Annotated in this window: 19 protein-coding genes and 1 pseudogene; 11 read left to right on the top strand and 9 right to left on the bottom strand. The window is 42.9% G+C overall.

Annotated features, from left to right (window positions below; all coding sequences use genetic code 11):
• Nucleotides 1-328: 328 nt before the first annotated feature.
• The 4 genes and pseudogenes from MSG93_RS11225 to MSG93_RS11210 all read right to left on the bottom strand — a co-directional run bounded on the left by MSG93_RS11225 (nucleotide 329) and on the right by MSG93_RS11210 (nucleotide 5,136).
• The gene (locus MSG93_RS11225) at nucleotides 329-1,330 is read right to left on the bottom strand and encodes a PIN domain-containing protein (RefSeq protein WP_000499370.1); all 1,002 of its coding nucleotides are present in this window, start codon (nucleotides 1,328-1,330) and stop codon (nucleotides 329-331) included.
• Between the two features lie 91 nt (nucleotides 1,331-1,421).
• Nucleotides 1,422-3,836: a tetratricopeptide repeat protein gene (locus tag MSG93_RS11220; RefSeq protein WP_000282330.1), complete on the bottom strand. Its 2,415-nt coding sequence runs from the start codon at nucleotides 3,834-3,836 to the stop codon at nucleotides 1,422-1,424.
• Nucleotides 3,837-3,993: 157 nt separating this feature from the next.
• Nucleotides 3,994-4,839, bottom strand: a pseudogene (locus MSG93_RS11215) (YifB family Mg chelatase-like AAA ATPase); the annotation flags it as partial.
• A gap of 69 nt (nucleotides 4,840-4,908) precedes the next feature.
• Complete coding sequence (locus MSG93_RS11210) at nucleotides 4,909-5,136, bottom strand: accessory factor UbiK family protein (protein ID WP_005226325.1); 228 nt, start codon at nucleotides 5,134-5,136, stop codon at nucleotides 4,909-4,911.
• Between the two features lie 278 nt (nucleotides 5,137-5,414).
• Here MSG93_RS11210 and glnK point away from each other — a divergent pair, with 278 nt between their 5' ends.
• From glnK to MSG93_RS11175, 7 genes are all read left to right on the top strand, one after another.
• Nucleotides 5,415-5,753: a P-II family nitrogen regulator gene (gene glnK / locus MSG93_RS11205; RefSeq protein WP_004656379.1), complete on the top strand. Its 339-nt coding sequence runs from the start codon at nucleotides 5,415-5,417 to the stop codon at nucleotides 5,751-5,753.
• Nucleotides 5,754-5,822: 69 nt separating this feature from the next.
• Nucleotides 5,823-7,232, top strand: a complete 1,410-nt coding sequence (locus tag MSG93_RS11200) for an ammonium transporter (RefSeq protein WP_324621879.1) — start codon at nucleotides 5,823-5,825, stop codon at nucleotides 7,230-7,232.
• Nucleotides 7,233-7,356: 124 nt separating this feature from the next.
• Nucleotides 7,357-7,821 (top strand): transcriptional regulator NrdR, encoded by a 465-nt coding sequence (nrdR, locus tag MSG93_RS11195; RefSeq protein ID WP_005226327.1) that lies wholly within the window; start codon nucleotides 7,357-7,359, stop codon nucleotides 7,819-7,821.
• A 12-nt stretch (nucleotides 7,822-7,833) separates the two neighbouring features.
• Complete coding sequence (gene ribD, locus MSG93_RS11190; RefSeq protein WP_324621878.1) at nucleotides 7,834-8,934, top strand: bifunctional diaminohydroxyphosphoribosylaminopyrimidine deaminase/5-amino-6-(5-phosphoribosylamino)uracil reductase RibD; 1,101 nt, start codon at nucleotides 7,834-7,836, stop codon at nucleotides 8,932-8,934.
• Nucleotides 8,931-10,223 carry a DNA adenine methylase gene (locus MSG93_RS11185; protein WP_004773949.1) on the top strand — a complete coding sequence of 431 codons (1,293 nt, stop codon included), beginning with the start codon at nucleotides 8,931-8,933 and terminating at the stop codon, nucleotides 10,221-10,223. The genes ribD and MSG93_RS11185 overlap by 4 nt, the downstream gene beginning before the upstream one ends.
• Nucleotides 10,224-10,603: 380 nt before the next feature.
• The gene (locus MSG93_RS11180) at nucleotides 10,604-11,443 is read left to right on the top strand and encodes an MIP/aquaporin family protein (protein ID WP_324621876.1); all 840 of its coding nucleotides are present in this window, start codon (nucleotides 10,604-10,606) and stop codon (nucleotides 11,441-11,443) included.
• 160 nt (nucleotides 11,444-11,603) lie between these two features.
• Entirely contained in the window at nucleotides 11,604-12,263 is a 660-nt protein-coding gene (locus tag MSG93_RS11175; RefSeq protein WP_005226330.1) for a riboflavin synthase, read from the top strand.
• Nucleotides 12,264-12,304: 41 nt separating this feature from the next.
• Here MSG93_RS11175 and blhA read toward each other — a convergent pair whose 3' ends face one another.
• From blhA to MSG93_RS11160, 3 genes are read right to left on the bottom strand one after another with little or no spacing between them, the layout of a single operon-like run.
• Nucleotides 12,305-12,931, bottom strand: a complete 627-nt coding sequence (gene blhA / locus MSG93_RS11170; RefSeq protein ID WP_032871241.1) for a cell division protein BlhA — start codon at nucleotides 12,929-12,931, stop codon at nucleotides 12,305-12,307.
• Between the two features lie 35 nt (nucleotides 12,932-12,966).
• A complete protein-coding gene (locus MSG93_RS11165) occupies nucleotides 12,967-13,374 on the bottom strand; it encodes a DNA polymerase III subunit chi (protein ID WP_005226332.1) in 408 nt (135 codons plus the stop codon).
• On the bottom strand, nucleotides 13,367-14,815 hold the full coding sequence (locus MSG93_RS11160; protein ID WP_324621874.1) for a leucyl aminopeptidase: 1,449 nt from the start codon (nucleotides 14,813-14,815) through the stop codon (nucleotides 13,367-13,369). Before MSG93_RS11160 ends, MSG93_RS11165 begins: the two co-directional genes overlap by 8 nt.
• Before the next feature lie 153 nt (nucleotides 14,816-14,968).
• Between MSG93_RS11160 and lptF the strand changes: the two genes are divergently transcribed.
• From lptF to MSG93_RS11140, 4 genes are all read left to right on the top strand, one after another.
• Entirely contained in the window at nucleotides 14,969-16,069 is a 1,101-nt protein-coding gene (lptF, locus tag MSG93_RS11155; protein WP_005226334.1) for an LPS export ABC transporter permease LptF, read from the top strand.
• On the top strand, nucleotides 16,069-17,139 hold the full coding sequence (lptG, locus tag MSG93_RS11150; protein ID WP_005281054.1) for an LPS export ABC transporter permease LptG: 1,071 nt from the start codon (nucleotides 16,069-16,071) through the stop codon (nucleotides 17,137-17,139). The genes lptF and lptG overlap by 1 nt, the downstream gene beginning before the upstream one ends.
• Nucleotides 17,140-17,261: 122 nt before the next feature.
• Nucleotides 17,262-18,806, top strand: a complete 1,545-nt coding sequence (gene gpmI / locus MSG93_RS11145; RefSeq protein WP_324621872.1) for a 2,3-bisphosphoglycerate-independent phosphoglycerate mutase — start codon at nucleotides 17,262-17,264, stop codon at nucleotides 18,804-18,806.
• A 9-nt stretch (nucleotides 18,807-18,815) separates the two neighbouring features.
• Nucleotides 18,816-19,988, top strand: coding sequence for a S41 family peptidase (locus tag MSG93_RS11140; protein WP_032876010.1), 1,173 nt, complete (start codon nucleotides 18,816-18,818; stop codon nucleotides 19,986-19,988).
• Between the two features lie 40 nt (nucleotides 19,989-20,028).
• On the opposite strand, the gene MSG93_RS11135 is transcribed toward MSG93_RS11140, so the two are convergent.
• Together MSG93_RS11135 and MSG93_RS11130 are read right to left on the bottom strand one after the other, a co-directional pair.
• Entirely contained in the window at nucleotides 20,029-21,465 is a 1,437-nt protein-coding gene (locus MSG93_RS11135; RefSeq protein WP_324621871.1) for a sigma-54 dependent transcriptional regulator, read from the bottom strand.
• Between the two features lie 18 nt (nucleotides 21,466-21,483).
• The gene (locus tag MSG93_RS11130; protein WP_324621870.1) at nucleotides 21,484-23,052 is read right to left on the bottom strand and encodes a sensor histidine kinase; all 1,569 of its coding nucleotides are present in this window, start codon (nucleotides 23,050-23,052) and stop codon (nucleotides 21,484-21,486) included.
• Between the last annotated feature and the right edge of the window lie 18 nt (nucleotides 23,053-23,070).

Here is a 23,070-nt window from a genome sequence, read left to right as displayed (position 1 = left end):
CAGTAAAGAGTATGCAAATTTTTCTACAAATTATTCCTAAAATGTTTCTATTTTTAATAACCACTATATATAGTGGTAGTTCTTTGAATTTTGATACCATATATTGTATTTTATTGTTTTGCAATCTTAAGAAGATAAATTGAAATGGCTCTACTTGATTTAGTGGTTTTGAGAGTTATACGATTAGACAATTAAATTTGTAGTACGGTTGGTTTGAGAAAGGGGAATATCCTGTTCTAACTATCTTTATTCATATTTCTTAGTAAAGTATCATACTTAAGAGATTGAAAAATATAATATTCAGTTGAAAACGATATCGATTGTTATCTTAGGTATCTAACATATCCCATTCGTCACCTAATACCCAACGTAGAGCTGACAATTTACCGTTAATCATACCCCATTCAAAGTCATTCCAAGGGCCAACATCTTCATATGTCTCTTTAACTTGTTTGGCAGATTTGATTGCACCTTCAAGAATATCTTCGTGAATAAAATGATTACCATAGTGTTTCGTACCTTTAGGAACAATTTCTATCTCACCTTCATTTATTTTCCAGATTAGATTTTGATGACGGTTATACCAAATTTTATCCACTAGCTCGTCTAATACATCGAGAATTTCTCTTAAACCCCGAGTTTCTTCTGTAAAGTCATATTCAAACTCTATTTCAGCTAAGTAATTATTATCAATCTGGTTGATTGCGGATGCTAAGTTGTTAAAATAACAAGTATTACCATTGAAAATATTTTCAAAATCAGTATGAGGCTTTCGATGGTCTTTGGCAGAAAAGTCGTTATGATTATGTGTTATGAAAAAACAACTATCTGCCGTATTGACACCTAATGAAAATTCATAAAATTGCTCAATAATTACAGCATCAGCTACTGAGTTTTTACTGATATGGAATGGAGCTTTTTTATCTAAGCCTCGTTGAATGGCTGCAATCTTTGAGCGCTCGCTAATACTTATTTTTTCCGCTGATTCAATTAGTCTCTCAACTCTGTTAATGGTTGCATAGTTAGCATCAGTCAAAAGAGGAAGTCTTGCATTTATATCGTTTAGTACTTCAATGGTTTGAGCTTTATTTTTTTTTGCAAACTCACTTACAACTGCTTTGACTTGTTTAAATTCTTGAGATAATCGTTTTGCTGTTTTGTTTGCGACCTCTTCTTTGTTTCTTTCATATTCTTGAGCTACTAAGTCAATTACGACTAACTTTGCTACTTTAGTACGAACAAGTTCTTCCAATGCAGAAACTAGTGGTAATTCTTGTTTCTTAGTAGAAATATCTAAAAAAACACACGTATCAAGAAATATATAAAACATACTGCCTCATTGATTATTAAAAAGTTAAATTTATTGACCCTCATTAATGTGCTTATAGGTAATTCTATAAATACATCTAAAGTAACATTTTCTATAGAGGCAATATATATTGATTTATTTTGCGTTCTAAGCGTTCAATTTCTATCTTGCACTTTTGGTAATAAGAATCGTTAGGGATATTACTCTTAGCGATATTTAATGATATGGTTGCGTGCTCTATATCTCCATCTGCTAAATAAGCATATATTTTTTGTAACTCACATAGGTGCATAGATTTCCCGAGTTTATGAGCTAAATCTAAGCACGTTATAGATTCTTTGGTTTTATTTTTAATTCTGGCTAATATTTTACCTTTAGTAAATTGGAGTTCTGAGTGATTAGGATCAATGTTAGTAGCTTTATTGATTTTTTCTAATGCTGGTAGAAAATCTTTATATATAAATAGAGTGTTTGAATACTTCTCTAATAACCAAATATTTGTTGGATCCTCATCTATCGCTAATTCATAGTATGAAATTGCTTGTTCTTTATTACCCTCATTAAAGAATTTTCTAGCTGCCCGTGCAAACCTACTTAAATAAGCTTTTTGATCATTATCTGATATTTCTACTTCAATATGTTTTAAAAACTCTATATATCTTTTTTGGATTGTTTCTAGATCTTTTTGAAGAGGATGTGTTTGATCATTAAAATTTACAGTTCTATCTTTACAAAATTTCATAAAATCATTGTTGAAAGTAATCTGAAGTTGGCCATCAATACTACTAAGTTGACAAATCCCTTTACTACCTTCTAATGTGCTCTGAGCTAAAGAAAAAGTTAAATTAGCTTTATCAGAAGCTAATTGCATAAAATATTGATCATGATCAGGACCAAAATAGGTTAAGAGAAGTAAAAAGTGCTTTTCTTTTTCATTAAATCTTTCCCAAACATCAGAAAACAAGAACATCCCTAAGTCTTTTTCCTGTAATCTTTTCACTTTATCTAATGCGCTATTAAGTGAGCTTTGTAGTTCATTTGCAAATTGAATGAAAACATTCAAAATCAATGGTTTATTATTGAGTTCTCGAGTGATTTTTTTTAAAGTAGGTATGCCAGCCTTTTTTATTGCATCAATATTTAATATATCTCCTCTTTTTTGAATATATTCTACACCTTCTTCATCGGACCATTTAGTTGTTTCAATTGGTCTTGCTTCAAGTCTTTCTGTACGACGAGAAGTAAGAATTACTCTTCCAGCATAACGGGAAAGTAAGTGTATTTGTTTACCTAGATTAATAATATCATCATCATTTTCAGCCATAGTTTCTGTATTATCTAAAATAATGAGATGCTCATTTTTTTTAATCTTCTCTTTTTCAAGTAAGCCTTTTAATTTTTGAATAATAGTTTCTGCATCTTTTTGATACCAACTATTGTCAAGTTTGACTTCTAATAGTTGTGCTATATGTAAAGCGACATCTGCAACGCCTAGATTGTTGTTCGTGAGTGATTCTAAACCATGTATTCCCCAACGAGTCTTTTTTGCTGTGTAAAAAGTAATAACACTGGGTTTCCATTCGACCTCAATAGAACCTTCAAGGACACGATGCATAAATTCTAAAATGAGAGTTGTCTTTCCAATGCCACCATCACCATATACAAGACATCGTTTTGAGTCTTCTGGATCATTAAACCAGTCAATAAGCTCAGTGATTTCTTTTTTTCGTCCTGTAAAGTCAGCTACTGATATAGCTCTCTCTGGTAAAAAAATTAGCGGATTCCAATCATTATATTCATATACCTCATAAGTTTTTTTTGTAGAAATATTAAAAATTTTATTTGGTACTTCATAAGATTGATCGGTAGCGTTTGTTAAGGATGTTTGAACTTTAGCAGTAACATGAATCATCCCATTATTAGTTTTTTTGATTTTTCTGTAACACGTAGGATTTCCATCAAATAATCTTAATGTTTGAATAGGAGTAGAGATATTAAAATTTTTAGGAAAAAATAAAAAATCGTCGCCTTTACTTTCTGGTAGATAAACTTTTAATTTTTCTAAAATATATTCAATAATATCGATATCTAAAAATAAATTAGTTGATGAAATACCATGACCAAAGATACTTTCATTTCGATCTTCAACATATGTATGTAAGATATTTCTTAAAGATATTTCTTTGATTTGTAGCCATTCTACTAATGCAGGTTCGTTTGAAATATCTTTATCTTCAAAGTAGAATCTAGCTAAAGAGCTGTTTTTCAATTTTGCTATCTGTGTTAGAGAGTTACTTATAAAATCAACGCATGTTCCATCGGCCGGTTGAGATAGCTCAATAAAACTAATATCAATTTTTGACATGTTTTCAGAACTTTCTTTAGCTAAAATATTTATATATTCTGCATTTGAAATACAAATATGTTGAATAAGCATTCTAAAAATACTCAGACTTACTTCAGCAATATTTTTTTGTGTTTTTAATTTACGTGCTGCTTTAATATTATTTAAAAAGATATTATACATTGCAAGATCCAAATATATAGTTAGTACTTTGATATTGTTTTAAATTATATTAAATTATTTTTTATATTCAATGATTTATTTCAAATAAAGATTACTGTAAAGATAAAACCTGTAATTTATCGCATAGTTGTTTGGAATGTCGCATAGTTGTTTGTAAATGACAACCGCCACCGACCAGCGCAATGGCTGAGGCGGTATGGTGGGGTGCTCTAAATGGACGCTGGCCAAAACTGTGCGGGGCGTTGGCTACCGAATAAATACTGGCGACTTCAAGATTTTCCTGTGCATTGAGCGGCGGTAAAATCGAAGGCAGGCGAGATGCCAATAAGGTTTTACCTGTGCCGGGTGGGCCTTTAAATAATAAAGAATGTCCGCCCGCAGCGGCAATTTCCAGCGCACGGCGTGGGCGCAACTGTCCTTTTACATCGGCCAGATCAAATGCATAGGCAGATGTGGCTGAGTTTGGTCGTTGTGGTGCAGCTACCAGCTTGGTATTGCCCGAAAAATGTGCACACACCTCTTGTAAATGTTGCGCGGCATAGACTTCAAAATCGGGAAGTTGGTTTGCCTCCTCCAGATTACCAGAGGGCAGCAGCAAACGATGTCGGGCCTGCTGGCAGGCCATGGCGATGGTTAATGCCCCTGAAATGGGACGTAAATGTCCATCCAGCGCTAGTTCCCCTATAAATTCAAAGTCTTCGGTACTGTGTTCCGGTAATTGTCCAGAAGCAATCAGAATCCCTAAAGCAATCGGCAGATCCAGCCGTGAACCATCTTTAGGTAAATCGGCAGGTGCCAGATTGATGGTTAAGCGCTTGGTGGGAAATTGAAAACCGCTATTGATGATGGCAGAACGTACACGATCTTTACTTTCACGCACGGCAGCTTCCGGCAAACCCACAATGGTTAAGGAAGGAAGCCCTGCACTGATATGTACTTCAACTTCAATTTGCGGGGCATGTAGTCCTAATAGCCCTCTGGTGTAGATCTTGGCAAAAGACATCTTATTATTGTTCCATTGTGGTGCTTTATTTTTAATCATTGAAGGGTGCAAAATGCACCGAGTTGGTGCTTATTTTTTGTTCTGAATGACGTCTTCAAGTGTTTTCATTTGTTGCTGGAGTTCAGTCAGACGTTGATTAGCAAGCTCAAGTGCCGTTCTTTGACGATCAAGCTCTTGTTTTGAAACGAGATCCAGTTTTTCGATGCTCTCATTTAGCAAGGCGCGCAGATTTTTTTCTAAATCTTTTTTCGGTTGATCGACTTGCTGCAAAATAGCCTGTAAAAGCGTTTCAATCATAAGGGACTCAATCAGTTATGTATGTTTGCTGCTCAGTGTATCACTGCTTGCCGCAATCCTCTAGCACAGTTCGGGCCAGAAGCGGATATGACTTAGCAATCCAGTTAAACAGCGGCAAATGATACTTATTTTCGATGGACAATCTACATCTTCAAGGCTAAATAGGTTATAAAGAAAGCTTATGTCCGATATTTAAAAACCCCCAACCTTCTTTAAATATTGGCATGAAAATTGAACATAAAACCTTACTGGTGAAAATAAGCCGAAGGAAAACAAACATGAAGCTTGTAACTGCAATTGTAAAACCATTCAAACTGGATGATGTGCGTGAAGCACTTTCGGAGATTGGTGTTCAAGGGATTACCGTAACTGAAGTCAAAGGTTTCGGACGTCAAAAAGGTCACACAGAACTGTACCGTGGTGCAGAGTATGTGGTTGATTTCTTACCAAAAGTAAAAATTGAAATTGCAATTAGCGATGAAATGGTTGATGCCGTGATCGAGTCGATTACGCGTGTCGCAAGCACAGGCAAAATTGGTGATGGCAAAATTTTTGTGACCAATTTGGAGCAAGTGATCCGTATCCGTACGGGTGAGACTGGGCCAGATGCTGTGTAAGTTGGCACAAACTTTGCTGAGCTATTAAAAGTATAGCAATAGCTTGCGAAATCAGGTTGGGGGACACGAATGAAAAAAATGCTTATGGCGCTCAGTCTATCTGGCGCACTCTTAGGTGGTTCAGCGCTGGTTTGGGCAGAAGATGCTGCTTCAACACCTGTTACTGAACACGCTGTAGCGGTTGATACCACAACTGCATCAACAGATATTGTTGCAGCAGAAGCGCCAGCTCCTGTGGAGGCAACTCCCGCACCTGCTGCGGAAGCAACCATCGATACGGGTGATACCGCATGGGTACTGGTTTCGACAGCTTTGGTGCTGTTGATGACGATTCCCGGCTTAGCCTTGTTCTATGGGGGGATGGTGCGTAAGAAAAACGTTCTTAGCACCATGATGTTCAGCCTTTCTGCAGCGATTCTTGTGAGCTTGATCTGGGTGACCGTTGGTTACTCGCTGGCTTTCTCCGGTTCAGGGGCCTATGTCGGCGATCTCGCTAAAGCCATGCTGAATGGCGTAGCCTTCGATGCCTTGACGGGTACCATTCCAGAAAGCCTGTTCGTTATTTTCCAAATGACCTTTGCCATCATTACGGTTGCCATTATCAGTGGTTCAATCGCTGACCGTATGAAGTATTCTGCATTTATGGCCTTTATCGCTGTTTGGGTGATTCTGGTTTATGCACCGATTACACACTGGGTCTGGGCAGCAGATGGCTGGTTATTCAAAAAGGGCGCATTAGACTTTGCTGGTGGTACGGTTGTACATATCAATGCCGGTGTCGCGGGTCTGGTCGCAGCGTATATGTTGGGCAAACGTACTGGCCTTGGCCGTGAATCGATGGCACCGCATAACCTGACCTTAACCGTGATTGGTGCCAGCCTGATCTGGGTCGGCTGGTTCGGCTTTAACGGTGGTAGTGCTTTAGGTGCGGGTGCACGTGCAAGTATGGCCATCTTAGTGACTCAAGTTGCTGCTGCCGCTGCTGCATTCTCTTGGCTGATTGTTGAACGTGTGATTCGTGGTAAGGCATCGGTACTTGGTGGTGCTTCAGGTGCAGTTGCTGGTCTGGTGGTGATTACACCTGCTGCTGGTTTCGTTGGTGTTGGTGGCGCATTAATCATGGGTCTTATCGGTGGTGTGGTGTGTTTCTGGGGAATTACAGCATTGAAACGCCTGCTTAAAGCGGATGATGCCTTGGATGCATTTGGTTTACATGCAGTCGGTGGTATTGTGGGTGCGATTCTGACAGGTATCTTCTATAGCGATGAAATCATAAAAGCAGCGAATGTTACGCTAGATCCGACTTTTGCTGGACAATTGTGGGTGCAAATCGAAGGTGTACTCGCAACCATGGCTTATAGTGCAATCGTGACCTTCATTATTCTGAAAGTGATTGATCTGGTGATCGGGATCCGTGTTAGCGCAGATGATGAGCGTATGGGTCTTGACTTGAGTCAACATGGCGAACGTATTGAATAATTCATACAAGATATGATGTAAAAACAGCCTCATGGGGCTGTTTTTTTATGCCTTCCGGGTGCTGGTTCTGCAATTGCAGAAACTTTGCTACACTTAGGTGAAGAGATTAAATAATCGCGCAACTATGCATTGTCCATTTTGTAACGCTGCTGATAGTAAAGTTATCGACTCCCGTCTGGCTGCTGAAGGGTGTCAGATTCGTCGTCGTCGTGAGTGCGTCATCTGTGGTGAGCGTTTTACCACATTTGAAAGTTATGATGTGGTGATGCCACGCGTCATTAAATCGGATGGTAAGAATGAGCCATTTGACGAAGCAAAGTTGCGTCGTTCATTGATGCATGCTTTACAGAAACGTCCTGTCACCCAAGAACAGATTGAAACGGTACTTAGCGATATCCAGTCACATATTCGTCGTTTGGGTGAGCGGGACGTGAAATCCAGAACCATTGGTGAAATCGTCATGCAGGCGCTGTTTGCACTGGATCATGTGGCCTATGTGCGCTTTGCTTCGGTGTATCAGGATTTTCAGGATGTCGATGCATTTCGTCAGCAGATTGAACAAATGCAACAACGCGAAAATGAAAACTAAATTAGAGAAACCATGTCTGAGTTAACCCAAGATCATTTATCCGAACAGCAGTACTGGATGCAACGTGCCATTGCACTGGCGCGACTTGGACAATATTCAACCAAGCCCAATCCAAATGTGGGTTGTGTCATTGTCAAAGATGGACAGCTGATTGGCGAAGGCTATCATCCTAGAGCAGGCCAGCCCCATGCAGAAGTTTTTGCCCTGCGTCAGGCGGGTGAACTTGCCAAAGATGCAACGGCTTATGTGACTTTGGAACCCTGTGCCCATTATGGTCGAACGCCACCTTGTGCTGAAGCATTGGTGAAAGCGCAAGTCAAGAAGGTGGTGGTGGCCTGCTCGGACCCCAATCCGCTGGTGGCTGGCAAAGGCGTGCAAATATTGCGGAATGCAGGCATCGAAGTTGAAACGGGGATTTGTGTCGAGGATGCCAAAACACTGAATCTCGGCTTTTTAAAAGCTATGTCGACCGGTATGCCTTATGTTCGTTTAAAAGTGGCCTCGAGTCTGGATGGTCGTACCGCCATGGCTTCGGGTGAATCGAAATGGATCACCGGCACTGAGGCGCGTCAGGATGTCCAGCACTGGCGTGCAATTTCAGGGGCCGTAATCACAGGCATCCAAACCGTGCTGGCAGATGATTGCGAGTTAAATGTCCGTACTTTGACGGATGTTGATGTTTCGACAGTAGTACAGCCGAAACGAATCGTGCTAGATCGCCAAGGTCAGCTACCCTTGTCTGCCAAGATGTTGCAAAATCCTGAAACCGTGATGGTGATGACACCATTTCGTCAAGAACTTGCCGATTTAGGCGTGATACAATTGCCACCGCAACCTTTAAATCAATTATTGCAGACCTTATCTCAACAATATCAAATTTATGATGTATTGGTTGAGGCAGGTGCAACTTTATCCACCGCCTTTTTACAGCAAGGTTTGGTTGATGAAATGATTAGTTATGTTGCACCTACTTTACTTGGTCAATCTGCCCGTGCGATGTTCAATGCTGAATTGAGCAAAATGGCAGAACAACGACGATTTGAGTTGGTCGATGTAACCCAACTCGGGCAAGACATTCGCCTGAGATTGCTCCCTATCCAAGAGTTGATATGAATCCAGAACCATCGGTTTATCACAAACGTCGTCATGCGGCCCGTACGACTGACGAATATCTTTTTCATCAGTTAGTTCCTTATCTCGGGAATAAGCGTCGACTTCTACACCTGATTTTAGAAGCGCTTGAGATTACCGGCACACTGAATAGCAAGAAAAAGAATCCACCGATTTTTGCGGATTTTTTTGCAGGCAGTGGGGTGGTTTCACGGTTGGCCCGCCAGAATGGCTACCGTGTGATTGCCAACGACTGGGAGCCGTATAGCCATGCGCTGAATCATGCGATTCTGGCCTGTGTTGATGCACCCGCATTTAAAGAATTGGGGGGCTATCAAAAGGCCATCGATTATCTGAACCGCTTGCCTGAAGTCAAAGGCTGGGTCACACATAATCTATGTCCGCGCAATGACGATGTGTATGATCCTGCACGTGATCGCCTGTTCTTCAAACGTCGTAATGGCATGCGTATTGACGCGATTCGTCAGCAGATTGCAACTTGGCAGGCACAGGGCGCGATTAATGATGTGGAAATGAGTGCCTTACTGGCGCCGTTACTGTATTCGGCAAGTTTTGTCAGTAATACCAGTGGCGTTTTCAAAAGTTTCCATCAGGGCTGGGGCGGACGTACTCAGACCGCGTTAGAACGGATCGAGTCCTTGTTGTGGCTGACACCTAGCCGTTTCTGTGAAATCGGTGATCCTAAACGTCCAGCGGCAGAAATGTGGTGTGTCGATGCCCAGCATCTCGCCAATCAGATGAGTGGTTTTGAGGTCGATGTGGCTTATCTGGATCCGCCTTATAACCAGCATGCCTATAGCAGTAACTATCACGTTCTCAATGCCTTGACCTTATGGGATCAGGTCGATTTACCTTCACCGGATACCAAAGGCTTTAAAAGCGGGATTGATCGGGCATGGCGTAAAGAGCGCCCAAGTCCTTATAACTCTTCTAAATATGCCAAAGAGGCTTATGAAAAGTTATTGGAAACCATCAATGCACGTTACATTTTGACCAGTTACTCGACCGATGGAAATATCGAGCCAAAAGACTTGCTGACCGCCAATTTAAAACGCGGTAAGGTGACTTTGCTGACCCAGGATGTACCGCGTTATCGCGTGAGTAAACAGCGTCAGTCTGAACGGGCACGGGTACTGGAATTTATCGTGATTACCGATACGCATGCCAAGTCAGGACCGCCGTTACGACAGTTGTTAGGGCAGTTATATCACTTTGCTGAACTGGGCGGAGTCGATACCACCGGGAACAGTACCCAACTGGCACTTTGGTAAAATACAGGACACCACTTTTAAAAGTGGTGTTTTTGTATTCAGTTTTTTTATTAAATCGGATAATTAGATAAATAAAATCGGTTTATATGATAAGTGTCTGTTTTTATGGTAAATATCTCGCATTTCTACTGGATTGGACTGTTGGGTTAGCGCTACTGCAAAAAATGATCATAATTTTATAAAATAAATAAAAACAGATATTTGAGTTGTATTTTGGTCAGCTTATTAGTTGGTTTTAGAGGTGTTTTTTGAAGAAAAATCTTTTGACTAATCGTTTAAAAAATTATCAAACCATATTGACCCGTTTCAAAAATAAATATAGTTTGCCGAGCTTAATTTAGGGTCTTGCCTATTTGCAGCGATGACCAAGAGAGGTTGTTATGAGTCGCTCGGAACCCACCTTATTGGGGCAATGTGTAGCCGAATATTTTGCTACCGCAATTTTTTTATCGTTTGGTATTGGTGTGGTGGCTGCACTTAAGCTTGCAGGCGCAAGTTTAGGTCTGTGGGAAATCAGCATTGTATGGGGCTTGGCCGTTGCATTGGCTGTTTATTTGTCTGCAGGTATTTCTGGGGCTCATCTCAATCCTGCCGTGACCATCGCCCTGGCTTTATTTGCTGGCTTTGATAAACGTAAAGTCCCATTTTATATCATTGCTCAAGTGGCGGGTGCTGCAACAGGGGCTGTGCTGGTCTATGGCTTATATAGCAATCTGTTTGTAGATTATGAACAGACCCATCACATGGTACGGGGCAGTGTCGAAAGTCTGGAACTGGCTGGAATTTTCTCAACTTATCCGCATCACCTATTGTCGCTGGGTCAGGCTTTCATGGTGGAAATGTTTATTACCATGTTATTACTGTGGCTGATTATGGCGATTGGCGATGATAGCAACGGTTTGCCGCGTGGTACTTTGGCACCGATTCTGGTGGGTTTGCTGGTGGCCGTGATTGGTGCTTCTTTTGGCCCATTAACCGGCTTTGCCATGAATCCTGCACGTGATTTTGGCCCGAAAATCGTGGCTTATTTCTCAGGCTGGGGTCCTGTTGCCTTTACCGGCGGTCGTGATATCCCTTATTTCATCGTCCCGATTATTGCACCAATCGTAGGGGCATGTTTAGGTGTGCTGGGCTATAAATTATTCTTTAGCCATTTTCTGGTCAAGCATCAGGTGGTAGCAAAAGACCCAACAGATCAGCAAGTCTCTGAAATGCAATAACTGCATCACTCAATAAATAATACCAAAAGGGCGCTCAGATGATCGCCCTTTTTGATTTGCGGGTATTTGCTTGGGAGATGCCTTGTTATCTCAGATTCTTTGCTTTAAGGTATCTGATTCACTGTGGCAGACACTGCAATAAAGATAGGTTGAAACTCCCATGTTTACAGGCATTATTGAAAGTTTAGGTAAGGTTCAGAGCCTACAAAGTGTAGGCGGTGATGTTCGTCTAACAATCCAGACGGATCTGGACATGTCTGATGTACATCTTGGGGATTCGATTGCTACTAATGGGATTTGCCTGACCGTGATCGAGTGGGGCGAGAACTGGTATGCGGCAGATGTTTCCCGCGAAAGTCTGAACCGTACCACACTCGGACAATGGAAAGTCGGTCAGGCGGTCAATGTTGAAAAAGCGATGTTACCGACCACACGTTTTGGCGGACACATTGTCAGTGGACATGTCGATGGGCTGGGGGAAATTACCCTGGTTCGCGAAGATGCACGTTCTTTGTATTTTGAAGTCACAGCACCTGTTGAGTTGGCTAAATATCTGGCAGAAAAAGGCTCGGTCACCGTCGATGGCATTAGCCTGACCATTAACCACTTACGTGGCAATATTCTGAGCCTGAATTTGATTCCGCATACCGCTGAACGTACCAATATTGGTACTTGGCAGGTGGGAAGCAAAGTGAATTTAGAAGTTGACGTATTGGCACGTTATATCGAGCGTTTATTGCTCGGTGATAAGGCGGCGGAGCAGAAAACTGAATCGAATATCAGTATGGCATTCTTGGCTGAAAACGGTTTTTTAAAATAAAAGATCAAGTATAAAAAGCCCAGTTTAAACTGGGCTTTTTATTATTTCTCGTCCGAGAACTCACTGTTCTTCAAAATATATTCAATTTCATCTTGTGCCAGTGCATGCAGCTTGGCGCGGAACACGGTCACTGCTTGCTCAATCAGGCCTTCAGCTTCAAGTTCAAGACGGACCCGAACACTTTCCAGCTCAGACAGAATTTGCTGATCATCAATCGCGATGCGCTGACCGCGTGCATAATCAATGCTTGGCTGCTCCGGATTGGTTTGATAGCGTTCGGTCTGTTGCGCAATTTCCTGATCGATATGACCACGTAAGGCAACTAGATTCTCGGTTTGCTGCTCAAACTGACGTGCTTCATCCGCTTGTAACTGGGCTGCATAGGCGGCTTCAGCTGCACGTTTTTCTGCCAGTGCTTTTTCCAGCGCCAGCTGTTTACGAATACGTGCCTGTTCCAGTAACTCAGCCTTTAAATCGGCATAAGCTTGATCAATGCGTTGTTGAGAACGCTGTTGGGCACTTTCCTCGTTCTGCGTCCAGGTTTGAATCGAAGTTTGTGGTAATAACAGATCACAGATACGTGCTAAATCTTCCTGATAGGTCTGACGAACCGCCTCAGGTGCATTTAACCAGCGTTTTTTAAAATCCTGACCTACATTTAATGCCACAAGACACTCCTAAAATGATGTTTTTTATCGCCAATTTATAATCTAAATGTACGAGGTTCTATGCCCAACCGTCGATACCGTTTAAATTTTTCCCGCCCAATCTGTTTCGCAGTTTCATTATTTTCAATAATTTCGATAATGTGGCGAAAATCTTGAGTTTGTTCAAGTGCATGATTGTTAAAATTAAACACGATCCAATCATTGGAGGGGGGTAAATCTTTTGAAATACACACTGGGCTATGTGGCTGGTCAATCCCATGCGCAATGAAACTTTGTGGATCAAAGCTCCAGAGCAGTTCATCCAGTTCATTTTGCAAGTCTGGATCAGCACAGTACCACCAGATATGGGGATGTTGATTCAGAATCTTGCGACACAAACGGCAAGCACTTTCGACTTGCCGTTCCTGACTGTTTTCAAAGAGATAAAAACTGATTTTAGCCATTCGCTTGAACACGATTTGCCAGGAATTGCATCAATAATGGAACCGGGCGGCCGGTTGCACCTTTAGCGGTACCCGATAACCATGCCGTACCTGCCACATCAAGATGAGCCCAGCGATAGTCACGGGTAAAACGTTCGAGGAAGCAAGCTGCCGTGATGGCGCCACCATATGGCCCACCAATATTGGCAATATCGGCAAAAGGTGAGTCGAGTAATTCTTGATACTCTTCCATGACCGGCATACGCCAGACACGGTCAAGTGACTGTTCGCCTGCCTGTTGCAAGTCTTGTGCAAGCTCATCATCTGGTGTGAATAAACCACTGACCACTTTACCGAGCGCAACCACACAGGCGCCGGTCAGGGTGGCAATATCAATCACCAGGGCAGGGTTAAAGCGTTTGATATAGGTCAAGGTATCACACAGGACCAGACGGCCTTCTGCATCCGTATTCAGAATTTCTACAGTTTGTCCGCTCATGGTGGTGACGATGTCACCGGGACGGGTGGCATGAGCAGATGGCATATTTTCTGCAGCGGCAATTGCACCCACCACATGAATAGGTAATTGGGCTTCACAGAGTGCCTGAATGGTACCAAGAACCGAAGCTGCGCCGCACATATCAAATTTCATTTCATCCATGCCCAAGCCTGGTTTTAATGAAATACCGCCTGTATCAAAAGTCACACCTTTGCCGACCAGTACCACAGGGGCTTGATCAATCTGGGCATTGTATTCGAGGGTGACAATACGACCCGGACGATCTGAGCCTTTGCTCACGGCAAGGAAGGCATACATGCCCAGATCCGCCATTTGCTGCTCATCCAGTACAGTGACTTTTAATAGGTCTCGATATTGCTTGGCTAGCGCAAGCGCCTGATCTGCGAGGTACTCAGGGAAACAGATATTTCCAGGACGGTTACCCAGATCACGGGCAAAGTTTTGACCCGACTGAACCGCATGAATCAGCTTTAACTGTGCTTCATCTAATGGGGTCTGGCTGGCAATCAGGTGAATGGTATCTAGCACGAACTCATTCTTTTTCGACTTAAACTCGTCATAACTATAAGCCGCTTGCGTAAGGCTCAAGACAAAGAGGGGGTGTAAATCGGCAGGCAATGCTGAAAGATCGACACTAATTTGTTTAAATTTATTTTGTGATGATTTGATAATGCTTTGTGCAAGTTTTGCTAATTTTGTCGCTTTAAGCTCGTCACTTTTGCCCAGTCCTAATAATTGGGCATTGGCCTGTACAGAGATATTGGCAAGCAGCGGCAAGTTGTCGTTAAAACCGGCTTTATATTGGCTTGCGTTAAGGATGTCATCTAGATGGTTGATTTGATAAGTATTTAAGTTCTGTTGTAATTGTTCTGAATCAACCAAAATCCACAAAGATTCGCTAGACGCCTGAGTTGGGAATGCGTTTTGAAGTGTAAATTTCATTGTTTATATAGAACCTAATGAGTAAAAAAGAAAGATAAGTCCATTAAACACTTTCAGATATGAGGTTGCAATCCGCAACAAGCGATAGGTTTTATATTTTTAACATTCGGGTAAACTAGCGTTACCTTCGATTGGTCTTTTGGAAGTATTACTTTGATTATTCGGCGTTATCTCGTCAAACAGGTGGTTTCGACATCTCTCGTCGTTATTGGTCTATTGACCATGATCATGATGGGTGGTCGTTTGATCAAGTATTTTGGCGTCGCAGCTCAAGGTCGTTTGGATGCAGGGATCTTATTTAGCATTATCGGCTATCGTTTACCTGAATTTTTAACATTGATCTTACCATTGGGTTTCTTTATTGCCTTGATGCTGGTATTCGGGCGTCTGTATGTCGACCACGAAATGGCGGTTTTAAATGGCAGTGGCGTCAGTCGCAATCAGTTGGCTCGATTACTGTTGCCGATGACCGTGGTATATCTGGTGGTACAGACCTGCTTAATGGTCTGGATGGGGCCGTGGGGCTTACGTGAGTTTGAAAAACTGACCAGTACTCAGGCAGTACGGACCGGATTTGACTTGGTACGTCCGAAAGAGTTTATTTCTTCAGGGCCGTATACCATTTATGCGGGATCACTTTCAGAAGACCGCAAGAACTTAAAAGATATTTTCTTCTATCAGAAAGGCAATCAGGCAGATAAACCTGATGTCATGATTCTGGCCAAAGAAGCAACACGGGTTGAAGTGGCCAATGATACCGCCAATGTGGTGGATCTGGTTCAGGGGCGCCGTTACGAGATTTATCCGAATCAACCTCGTTACACGCAGGCAGAATTCCAGTCTTATCGTTTACGTTTAGAAAATGACAAAGACGTAAAATTTGAGAGTGGTGATGTTGAAGCATTATCCATGTCCAAGTTATGGGAAAAACGTGATGATCCTGTCGTGCGTAGTGAACTGGGCTGGCGTGTATTTGGTCCCTTTGTGATTATCGTGGCTTTAATGCTGGCGGTCGCATTGTCTGAGGTGAGTCCGCGTCAAGGTCGTTACTATCGTTTGATTCCCGCGATCTTTATCTTTGCCAGCCTGATCGTATTATTGATTGCGATTAAGACCCGAATCAGTAAGGAAGAACTTGATATCTGGGCTTATCCAGTGGTTCTTCTTGTTTATGCCATTGCCGCAGCAGTTTTTGCGCGTAAACAAAAATTGGCACCAAAATTTAAGAGAAGTATTCAGCGAGTGGGGTTGTGATGTTAGCACGTCGAATAGTCGCCAAACATGTGACAAAAACCACGATCCTAGCCATGCTGGGCACGACGCTGGTGTTATCTTTCTTACAGGTTCTGTTTACCTACTTAGGTGAATTAGGCTCGCTCAAACCCGACTATAATGCCTGGCAGGCTTTCCTGTACGTGATGTGGGGAGCGCCGCATTATCTCTATGAAATCCTTCCTGTTGCCGCCTTGATTGGCTCGGTGCTGGGACTGGGTGCATTGGCTTCGAATAGTGAACTGATCGTGATGCGCTCGGTCGGGATTAGCTTATGGCGAATCGTTGGCTGGGTAATGCGTTCGGCACTGTTATTGATTGTATTGTCCTTTGTGCTAAGCGAATGGGTAATTCCTTATACCAATGAACAGGCACAAAGTATCAAGAAGCAACGTAGCGTGGCGGCGTTGGGTGAAGTCAAAGGCTACTGGACTCGTGAAGGGCAGCGTTTTATTTATATTGACTATGCCAACTCCAAAGGCCAGTTACGCAATATCCAGTCGATCGATTTTGATCAGGACTACCGTTTGCAGTCTTTTGTGAATGCAGAAAAGGGCCAGTTTGTTAAAGATGGCGAATGGACGCTAGAGCAGTCACATCAGGTGGATTTGCTGGCTCAAGGGAATGCCATTAAAACCGATCATGCACAGCAATCGCTGGGTTTGGCCTTGCAGCCTAAATATGTGCATATGGTCACCCTTGACCCGGAAGATTTGTCTCCAAGCCAGTTGATTAGTTTTATGCGCTATATGGATGAATATAGTCAGGTACCGAAAACCTACGAACTGGCGTTCTGGCAAAAAGTGACCTCGCCGTTTGCCTTGATTACGCTGGTGTTAATCGCCTGTTCATTCATTTTCGGACCATTACGCCAACAGTCGATGGGCTTCCGTCTGGTGATTGCCTTATTTACCGGACTGGGCTTTTTCTACTTACAAGATTTCCTCGGCTATGCAAGTCTGGTTTATGCCCCTTCTCCAGCATGGTTTGTGCTGATGCCGGTGGTGCTCATCTTTATGGTAGGCAGTTACTTACTTTATCGAGCAAGATAAAGGACTTTGATTCATGGGCGCTATCATCGCTATTGATGAAAGCCATGAGTGGGGTCATAGAGAAATACCTTAAACTTCGGTAAAATAGACCGAACAAATGATCGACAAATAGAGAGTCCATTATGACGGATGCAAATGCTGGCAAAATTCCTCACGTTCTCGTAATCATGGATGGCGTAGGACATCGTGAAGCAGTTGATGACAATGCCTTTCTGGCAGCAAAAACACCCAACCTCACGGCAATGAAAGCCAAGCATCCGAATAGTTTAATTTCTGGCTCCGGTGAAGATGTCGGTCTGCCTGATGGCCAAATGGGTAATTCTGAAGTCGGGCATATGAATCTGGGTGCAGGTCGTGTGTTGTATCAGGATTTCACCCGTATTACTAAAGACATTCGTACCGGTGCTTTTTTCGAGCATGAAGTTCTGGTGGATGCGGTTGAAAAGGCCAAAGCAGCCAATGGCGCCGTACACGTGATGGGCTTGTTGTCGGAAGGCGGTGTGCACTCGCATCAAGATCATATTGTCGCCATGTGCGAACTGGCGTTAAAACGCGGTGCAAAAGTGTATTTACACGCTTTTCTGGACGGTCGTGATACGCCGCCACGTAGTGCACAACCATCATTAGAAAAACTGGATGCCTTGTTCGCACAATATCCAAATCAAGGTCGTATTGTGTCGATGATTGGTCGCTATTTCGCGATGGATCGTGACAACCGTTGGGACCGTGTGGAACAGGCTTATCGTTTAATTACAGAAGGCGAAGCCGTACGTGTCGCCAATTCTGCGGTTGAAGGTTTGGAACAAGCCTATGCAGCCAATGAAAATGATGAGTTTGTTAAAGCAACACGCATCGGTGATGTCACCAAAGTACAAGATGGCGACAGCATTGTATTCATGAACTTCCGTGCCGATCGTGCGCGTGAAATTACCCGTGCGTTTGTGGAAAAGGATTTTGCCGGTTTTGAACGTAAAGTGCAGCCGAATTTATCTAAATTCGTGATGTTGACCCGTTATCAGGCCAGCATTGATGCACCAGTTGCATATATGCCAGAAGGGCTGAAAAACTCGATTGGTGAATATCTGTCTGATTTGGGTAAAACCCAATTGCGTATTGCTGAAACTGAAAAATATGCGCATGTGACCTTCTTCTTTAGCGGTGGTCGCGAAGATGAATATCCGGGTGAAAAGCGTATCCTGATTCCATCCCCAAATGTTGCCACCTATGATTTAAAGCCTGAAATGAGCGCTTATGAAGTGACCGATGAGTTGGTCAATGCCATCAATTCAGGTGAGTTTGATCTGTTGGTGGTGAACTATGCCAACGGCGATATGGTCGGGCATACCGGCGTTTTTGATGCTGCAGTAAAAGCGGTTGAAACGGTGGATACCTGCTTGGGTCGTGTTTACGATGCAGTCATGGCAAACAAAGGACACATGTTAATTACTGCGGATCATGGTAATGTAGAGCAAATGCAAGACTATGACAGTGGTCAGGTGCATACCCAACATACCACTGAACTGGTGCCATTTATTTATGTTGGCCCGACGCAAGCAATTATTGCAGAAGGCGGGGTATTGGCTGATGTGGCGCCAACACTCCTGCATTTAATGCACATTCCTGTACCGCCAGAAATGCAGGGTAAGAACTTAATTACTTTAAAATAAGGTGAAGCAATGACCCAGCACAACAACATTTACCGAGCCTTATGTGCAAGTTTGTTGATGTGTTGGGGGCATAGTATTGATGCTGCACCCGTTACTCATGCGTCGGGATGGACCGAAGATGCGCCGCGTACAGCGGAAGTCCCGATTGAATCGATTCAGCAATTTGTCCAGATCTATGGGATTGTGAAAGATAACTATGTCGATAAGAAGTCGGACGATGCGCTCTTTCAGCAATCGATTAAAGGACTGGTCAGTGGTCTGGACCGTTATTCCCGTTATCTGTCGGCAGAAGAATATCGTCAACTGATTCAATATACCGAAGGCGATCTGGCCTCGGTCGATTTTAATTTAAATTATGACGTACATGCTAAATCCTGGCAGATTCAGGACTTAAAAGCGGGTTCTGACTCGAGCAAGCTGGGTTTGCGCAATGGTCAAGCCATTATTAAAGTGGACAATCAAGAATTAAAAAATCTTAATCAGGATCAGGTACAAGGGCTGCTGTATGGCTCAATTGGCAGTACTGTACAGATCCAGCCTGAAAATAATAACAGCACCACCATTCTGGTCCGAAACAAGAAAGTAGAAACCGATATTGAACCTGTTTTAATGCATAATCAGGTACTTGTACTTAAAATTAGAGTGTTTCAGCAAGACACTGCCAATGAAATTAAACGTTTAATCGAAGAATATAGTTCTAGCAAACTCAAGGCCGTGGTTCTGGATTTACGTAATAATCCGGGAGGATTATTGTCTGCTGCGGTTGAGTCAGCGGATTTGTTCCTGAATCAGGGATTGATTGTGACCACGAAAAGCCGTTCTGAAGGTGATCAACAATTTCAGGCCCTGCCTTCCTTTGAATTTCAGAATCTGAAACTCGGTATTTTAATTAATAAACGATCCGCCTCGGCAGCCGAAGTGTTTACCGCGGCGCTGAAAGAACATAAGCGTGCCTGGGTCGTGGGGGAAAACAGTTATGGTAAAGGCGTGGTGCAGAAGCTGTTCCCGTTACCGAGTGGCGCTGCCTTACAAATGACGGTCTCACATTACTACACCCCCAATGGCAACATGATTGAGGGGCAAGGCATTCAGCCGAATCAGATTTCGCCTTTGCCACCTGAAATGAAAGAAGATACCTACCTGGAACATGTCACTGATCTGGTGTTGAAAAGTAGATATTAAAAAATAAAGCCCCTTAACAAAGGGGCTTTATGATTAAAGCTTATTCATCATCTTCGGTATCCAAACCGAATTTTTTCAAGCGATAGCGTAAAGAGCGGAAGGTCATTCCCAACTTTTTCGCCGCTAAAGTCCGATTCCAGTGGGTCAGATTCAAGGCATTTAGCAGAATCTCTTTTTCGATATTCTCTAAATAGCGCTCTAAACCTTCTGGTGGAAGTTTTTTCGAACTCATTGTTGGACTGGCAGAGTGTTGTGGGGCTTCGATTTCTTCTGCCGGTGCATTGGCGAATGCAGGCGCCGGATTTGCAATTGAGCTACGTAATGGCGCAGTTTGCAAGTGAGCCAGATCAATGGTTTCATCATCACTCAGCGTAATGGCACGTTCAATGATATTACGCAGTTCGCGCACATTGCCCGGGAAATATTGCTGTAACAAGAACTGCTCTGCACGAGAGGACAGTGTCTTCACCGACACTTCCCATTCCTGACTGATCTTTTGAATAAAGTGATTGGCCAGTAACAGAATATCCTGACCACGCTCACGTAATGGCGGCAACACCAGATCCATGACATGAATACGGAAGAACAGGTCCTGACGGAAGCGGCCTTGCTGGACCAGCATTTCCAGATCCTGATGGCTGGCACTAATCACACGGAAATCGACATCAATCTCCTGATCTGAACCGACCGGACGAATTTTCTTTTCCTGCACCGCACGAAGTAATTTAACCTGCATGTTTAATGGCAATTCAGCAATTTCATCCAGAAATAAACTACCACCGTGTGCCGACAGAATTAAGCCTTGTTTGTCCTGTGTTGCGCCAGTGAAGCTGCCTTTCTTGTGTCCAAATAACTCGCTTTCCATCAATTCCGTTGGAATGGCACCACAGTTAATGGCAATAAACGGCCCTTCGCTGCGGTTACTTAAACGGTGTACCAGATTGGCAACCACTTCTTTGCCTGTACCTGATTCCCCTGTGATAAACACGGGTGCCTGAGAGCGTGCGATCTTCTTTAAAGCAATGCGAAGTTGCTGGATCGGTGCTGAACGTCCAATCAGAAGCTTGTTTTCTAAAGCAGTTTCAGCAGCTTCCTGTTCAGGCTGAGGCCGGTTCAAAGCTTTCTGGATTAATTGATCCAGATGCATCTGATTAACCGGTTTGCTAACAAAGTCAAAGGCACCTGCTTTGAGGGCTGCGATGGCGATGTCCATGTTGCCATAGGCAGTAAGCACTGCAATAGGCGTATTAGGATAGTTTTGAGTGACATGTTTCACCAGGTCTAAACCATTCCCGTCCGGAAGATTTAAATCTGTTAAGCATGCATCGTACTGGAATTCAGTGAAGAATTTTTTTGCCTGTTCGACCCGATAAGCGATATGTGTTTTGATGCCCATCCGCGCAAGCGTCATCTGCATTAAAAGACATAAATCCTCTTCATCGTCTACGAGCAAGACGAGTGGTTGTTTTGTTGCCATTTCCCCGAAAAACCTAATCTAATCTATGAATTTTGAGCATTCCATCCTGAAACATGCTCCTTGTTGTCGCTCTATATAGGTGAGCTTTGCATGATTCGCCTCACAAAATGTATGAGACAAGTACAATCCTAAACCAGTTCCTTTAATTTCGGTACTAAAAAATGGTTTGAATAACTGAGAAATATCCCGTTTTGAGACACCCATCCCAAAATCGATGACATCAATACAGATTCGACCTTCTTTTTCATGAACATCCACTTCGATAAAGGGGGCATCGGTGGCGTTATGACGTAAGGCATTCCGGATCAGATTAATCAGCACCTGGCGTAATTGTTTTTCATCAAATACGATCGTCGTCTGTTCGGGTTGTTTTAACCGGATCATCTGTTTGGCATCCGCCAGATCTTCATTCAATAAACTGTCAAAGAACGAGGTGAGCTGGATGGGTTGGGCTTCGGTTGGCCGATTGCGAGCCATCGCCAAAGTATCTTGGACGATGCTATCAATACGTTTGGCTTGCTTGCTAATCATGCGTGACAGCATTTCTTGCTGATGTGCATCACTGTCTTTAAGTAACTCATTAGCCTGAACAATGGCGGCCAATGGATTGCGAATCTCATGGGCAATACTGGCAGAAAGTTGGCCTAATGCCGCCAGCTTGAGTTGTTGCACCTGCTGGGTCAGTTTCTGGGCATCTTTTAAGATCAGTAACACCAGCGCTTGTTCAGGAACGATCAGATGTTTAACCCGAACATGAACCGTATACGGGCTTTGTTGTGATTCAAAACTGAACTCTTCACCATCTTTTAAATCACTAAACTTGATCAGTTCAAATAGATCCGGTTGTAACTTGATGAGTGGTGTTTTTTCAAGAGAAACAGGTAGATAAATTCCCAGTAAAGTGTTGGCTGCCGGATTGGTCAGGACAATATGGTTGCTTTCATCGAGTACCAGATAACCGTCTTCAATCTGCTCGAGAATATAACGGTTAATATTTTGCAGTTGATGGATTTCAATCGATTGATGAAAGGTGAGGGTTTCTAAAATCTTAAAACGTTGAACCGCGATGCGGCCAATGGCATGCACCACAAAAAATAAAAAGGCCAGAAAAATACTATTGCCGAGATGAGTTAAATTGGCTGAATCAAAGAAGTCACCCAAAAAGCGCTGGTAAACCACCATGATCACGGCAAACAGGGTGATGATCAGTGATAGCTGTGAATTTAATAAAATGGCCGAGGAGAAAATAATGATGACATAGAGCAAGCTCAGTTGCAGATTCGGCCCACCCGCTGAAAAGGTGATTAAACTCAAGCAGATCACGTCAATCAGGAAAATCACAATCAGCTGTCTGGAGACTTGTACAGGCACCAGATGCAACATAAAAAGCTGAATGATATTCAGCGTGATATACGCAATCAGGGTATAAAAATATAAGCTTGGATAAATATAATTACTGCTGAGTTGCTCGGCAGTGAGTAAATAAATCAGCAGCAGGCTAACGGCAATAATCAGCCGATAGCCGCTATACCAAACGCCCAGTCGATAGACGGTCTGAGAGACCGATGAAGCAATTTTCCCTAACATAGGCGTTGACTATTATTG

Origin of the sequence: Acinetobacter sp. IK40 (genome assembly GCF_035615075.1) — a bacterium.
GTDB lineage: Bacteria > Pseudomonadota > Gammaproteobacteria > Pseudomonadales > Moraxellaceae > Acinetobacter > Acinetobacter courvalinii.
Note: the sequence above shows the minus strand (reverse complement) of the source record. Positions and strands in the feature narration are given on the sequence as shown.

Coding starts and splice junctions, on each gene's coding strand:
- MSG93_RS11225 (WP_000499370.1), bottom strand. CDS start 1,330: ATGTTTTATATATTTCTTGATACGTGTGTTTTTTTAGATATTTCTACT.
- MSG93_RS11220 (WP_000282330.1), bottom strand. CDS start 3,836: ATGTATAATATCTTTTTAAATAATATTAAAGCAGCACGTAAATTAAAA.
- MSG93_RS11210 (WP_005226325.1), bottom strand. CDS start 5,136: ATGATTGAAACGCTTTTACAGGCTATTTTGCAGCAAGTCGATCAACCG.
- glnK (WP_004656379.1), top strand. CDS start 5,415: ATGAAGCTTGTAACTGCAATTGTAAAACCATTCAAACTGGATGATGTG.
- MSG93_RS11200 (WP_324621879.1), top strand. CDS start 5,823: ATGAAAAAAATGCTTATGGCGCTCAGTCTATCTGGCGCACTCTTAGGT.
- nrdR (WP_005226327.1), top strand. CDS start 7,357: ATGCATTGTCCATTTTGTAACGCTGCTGATAGTAAAGTTATCGACTCC.
- ribD (WP_324621878.1), top strand. CDS start 7,834: ATGTCTGAGTTAACCCAAGATCATTTATCCGAACAGCAGTACTGGATG.
- MSG93_RS11185 (WP_004773949.1), top strand. CDS start 8,931: ATGAATCCAGAACCATCGGTTTATCACAAACGTCGTCATGCGGCCCGT.
- MSG93_RS11180 (WP_324621876.1), top strand. CDS start 10,604: ATGAGTCGCTCGGAACCCACCTTATTGGGGCAATGTGTAGCCGAATAT.
- MSG93_RS11175 (WP_005226330.1), top strand. CDS start 11,604: ATGTTTACAGGCATTATTGAAAGTTTAGGTAAGGTTCAGAGCCTACAA.
- MSG93_RS11165 (WP_005226332.1), bottom strand. CDS start 13,374: ATGGCTAAAATCAGTTTTTATCTCTTTGAAAACAGTCAGGAACGGCAA.
- MSG93_RS11160 (WP_324621874.1), bottom strand. CDS start 14,815: ATGAAATTTACACTTCAAAACGCATTCCCAACTCAGGCGTCTAGCGAA.
- lptG (WP_005281054.1), top strand. CDS start 16,069: ATGTTAGCACGTCGAATAGTCGCCAAACATGTGACAAAAACCACGATC.
- gpmI (WP_324621872.1), top strand. CDS start 17,262: ATGACGGATGCAAATGCTGGCAAAATTCCTCACGTTCTCGTAATCATG.
- MSG93_RS11140 (WP_032876010.1), top strand. CDS start 18,816: ATGACCCAGCACAACAACATTTACCGAGCCTTATGTGCAAGTTTGTTG.
- MSG93_RS11135 (WP_324621871.1), bottom strand. CDS start 21,465: ATGGCAACAAAACAACCACTCGTCTTGCTCGTAGACGATGAAGAGGAT.
- MSG93_RS11130 (WP_324621870.1), bottom strand. CDS start 23,052: ATGTTAGGGAAAATTGCTTCATCGGTCTCTCAGACCGTCTATCGACTG.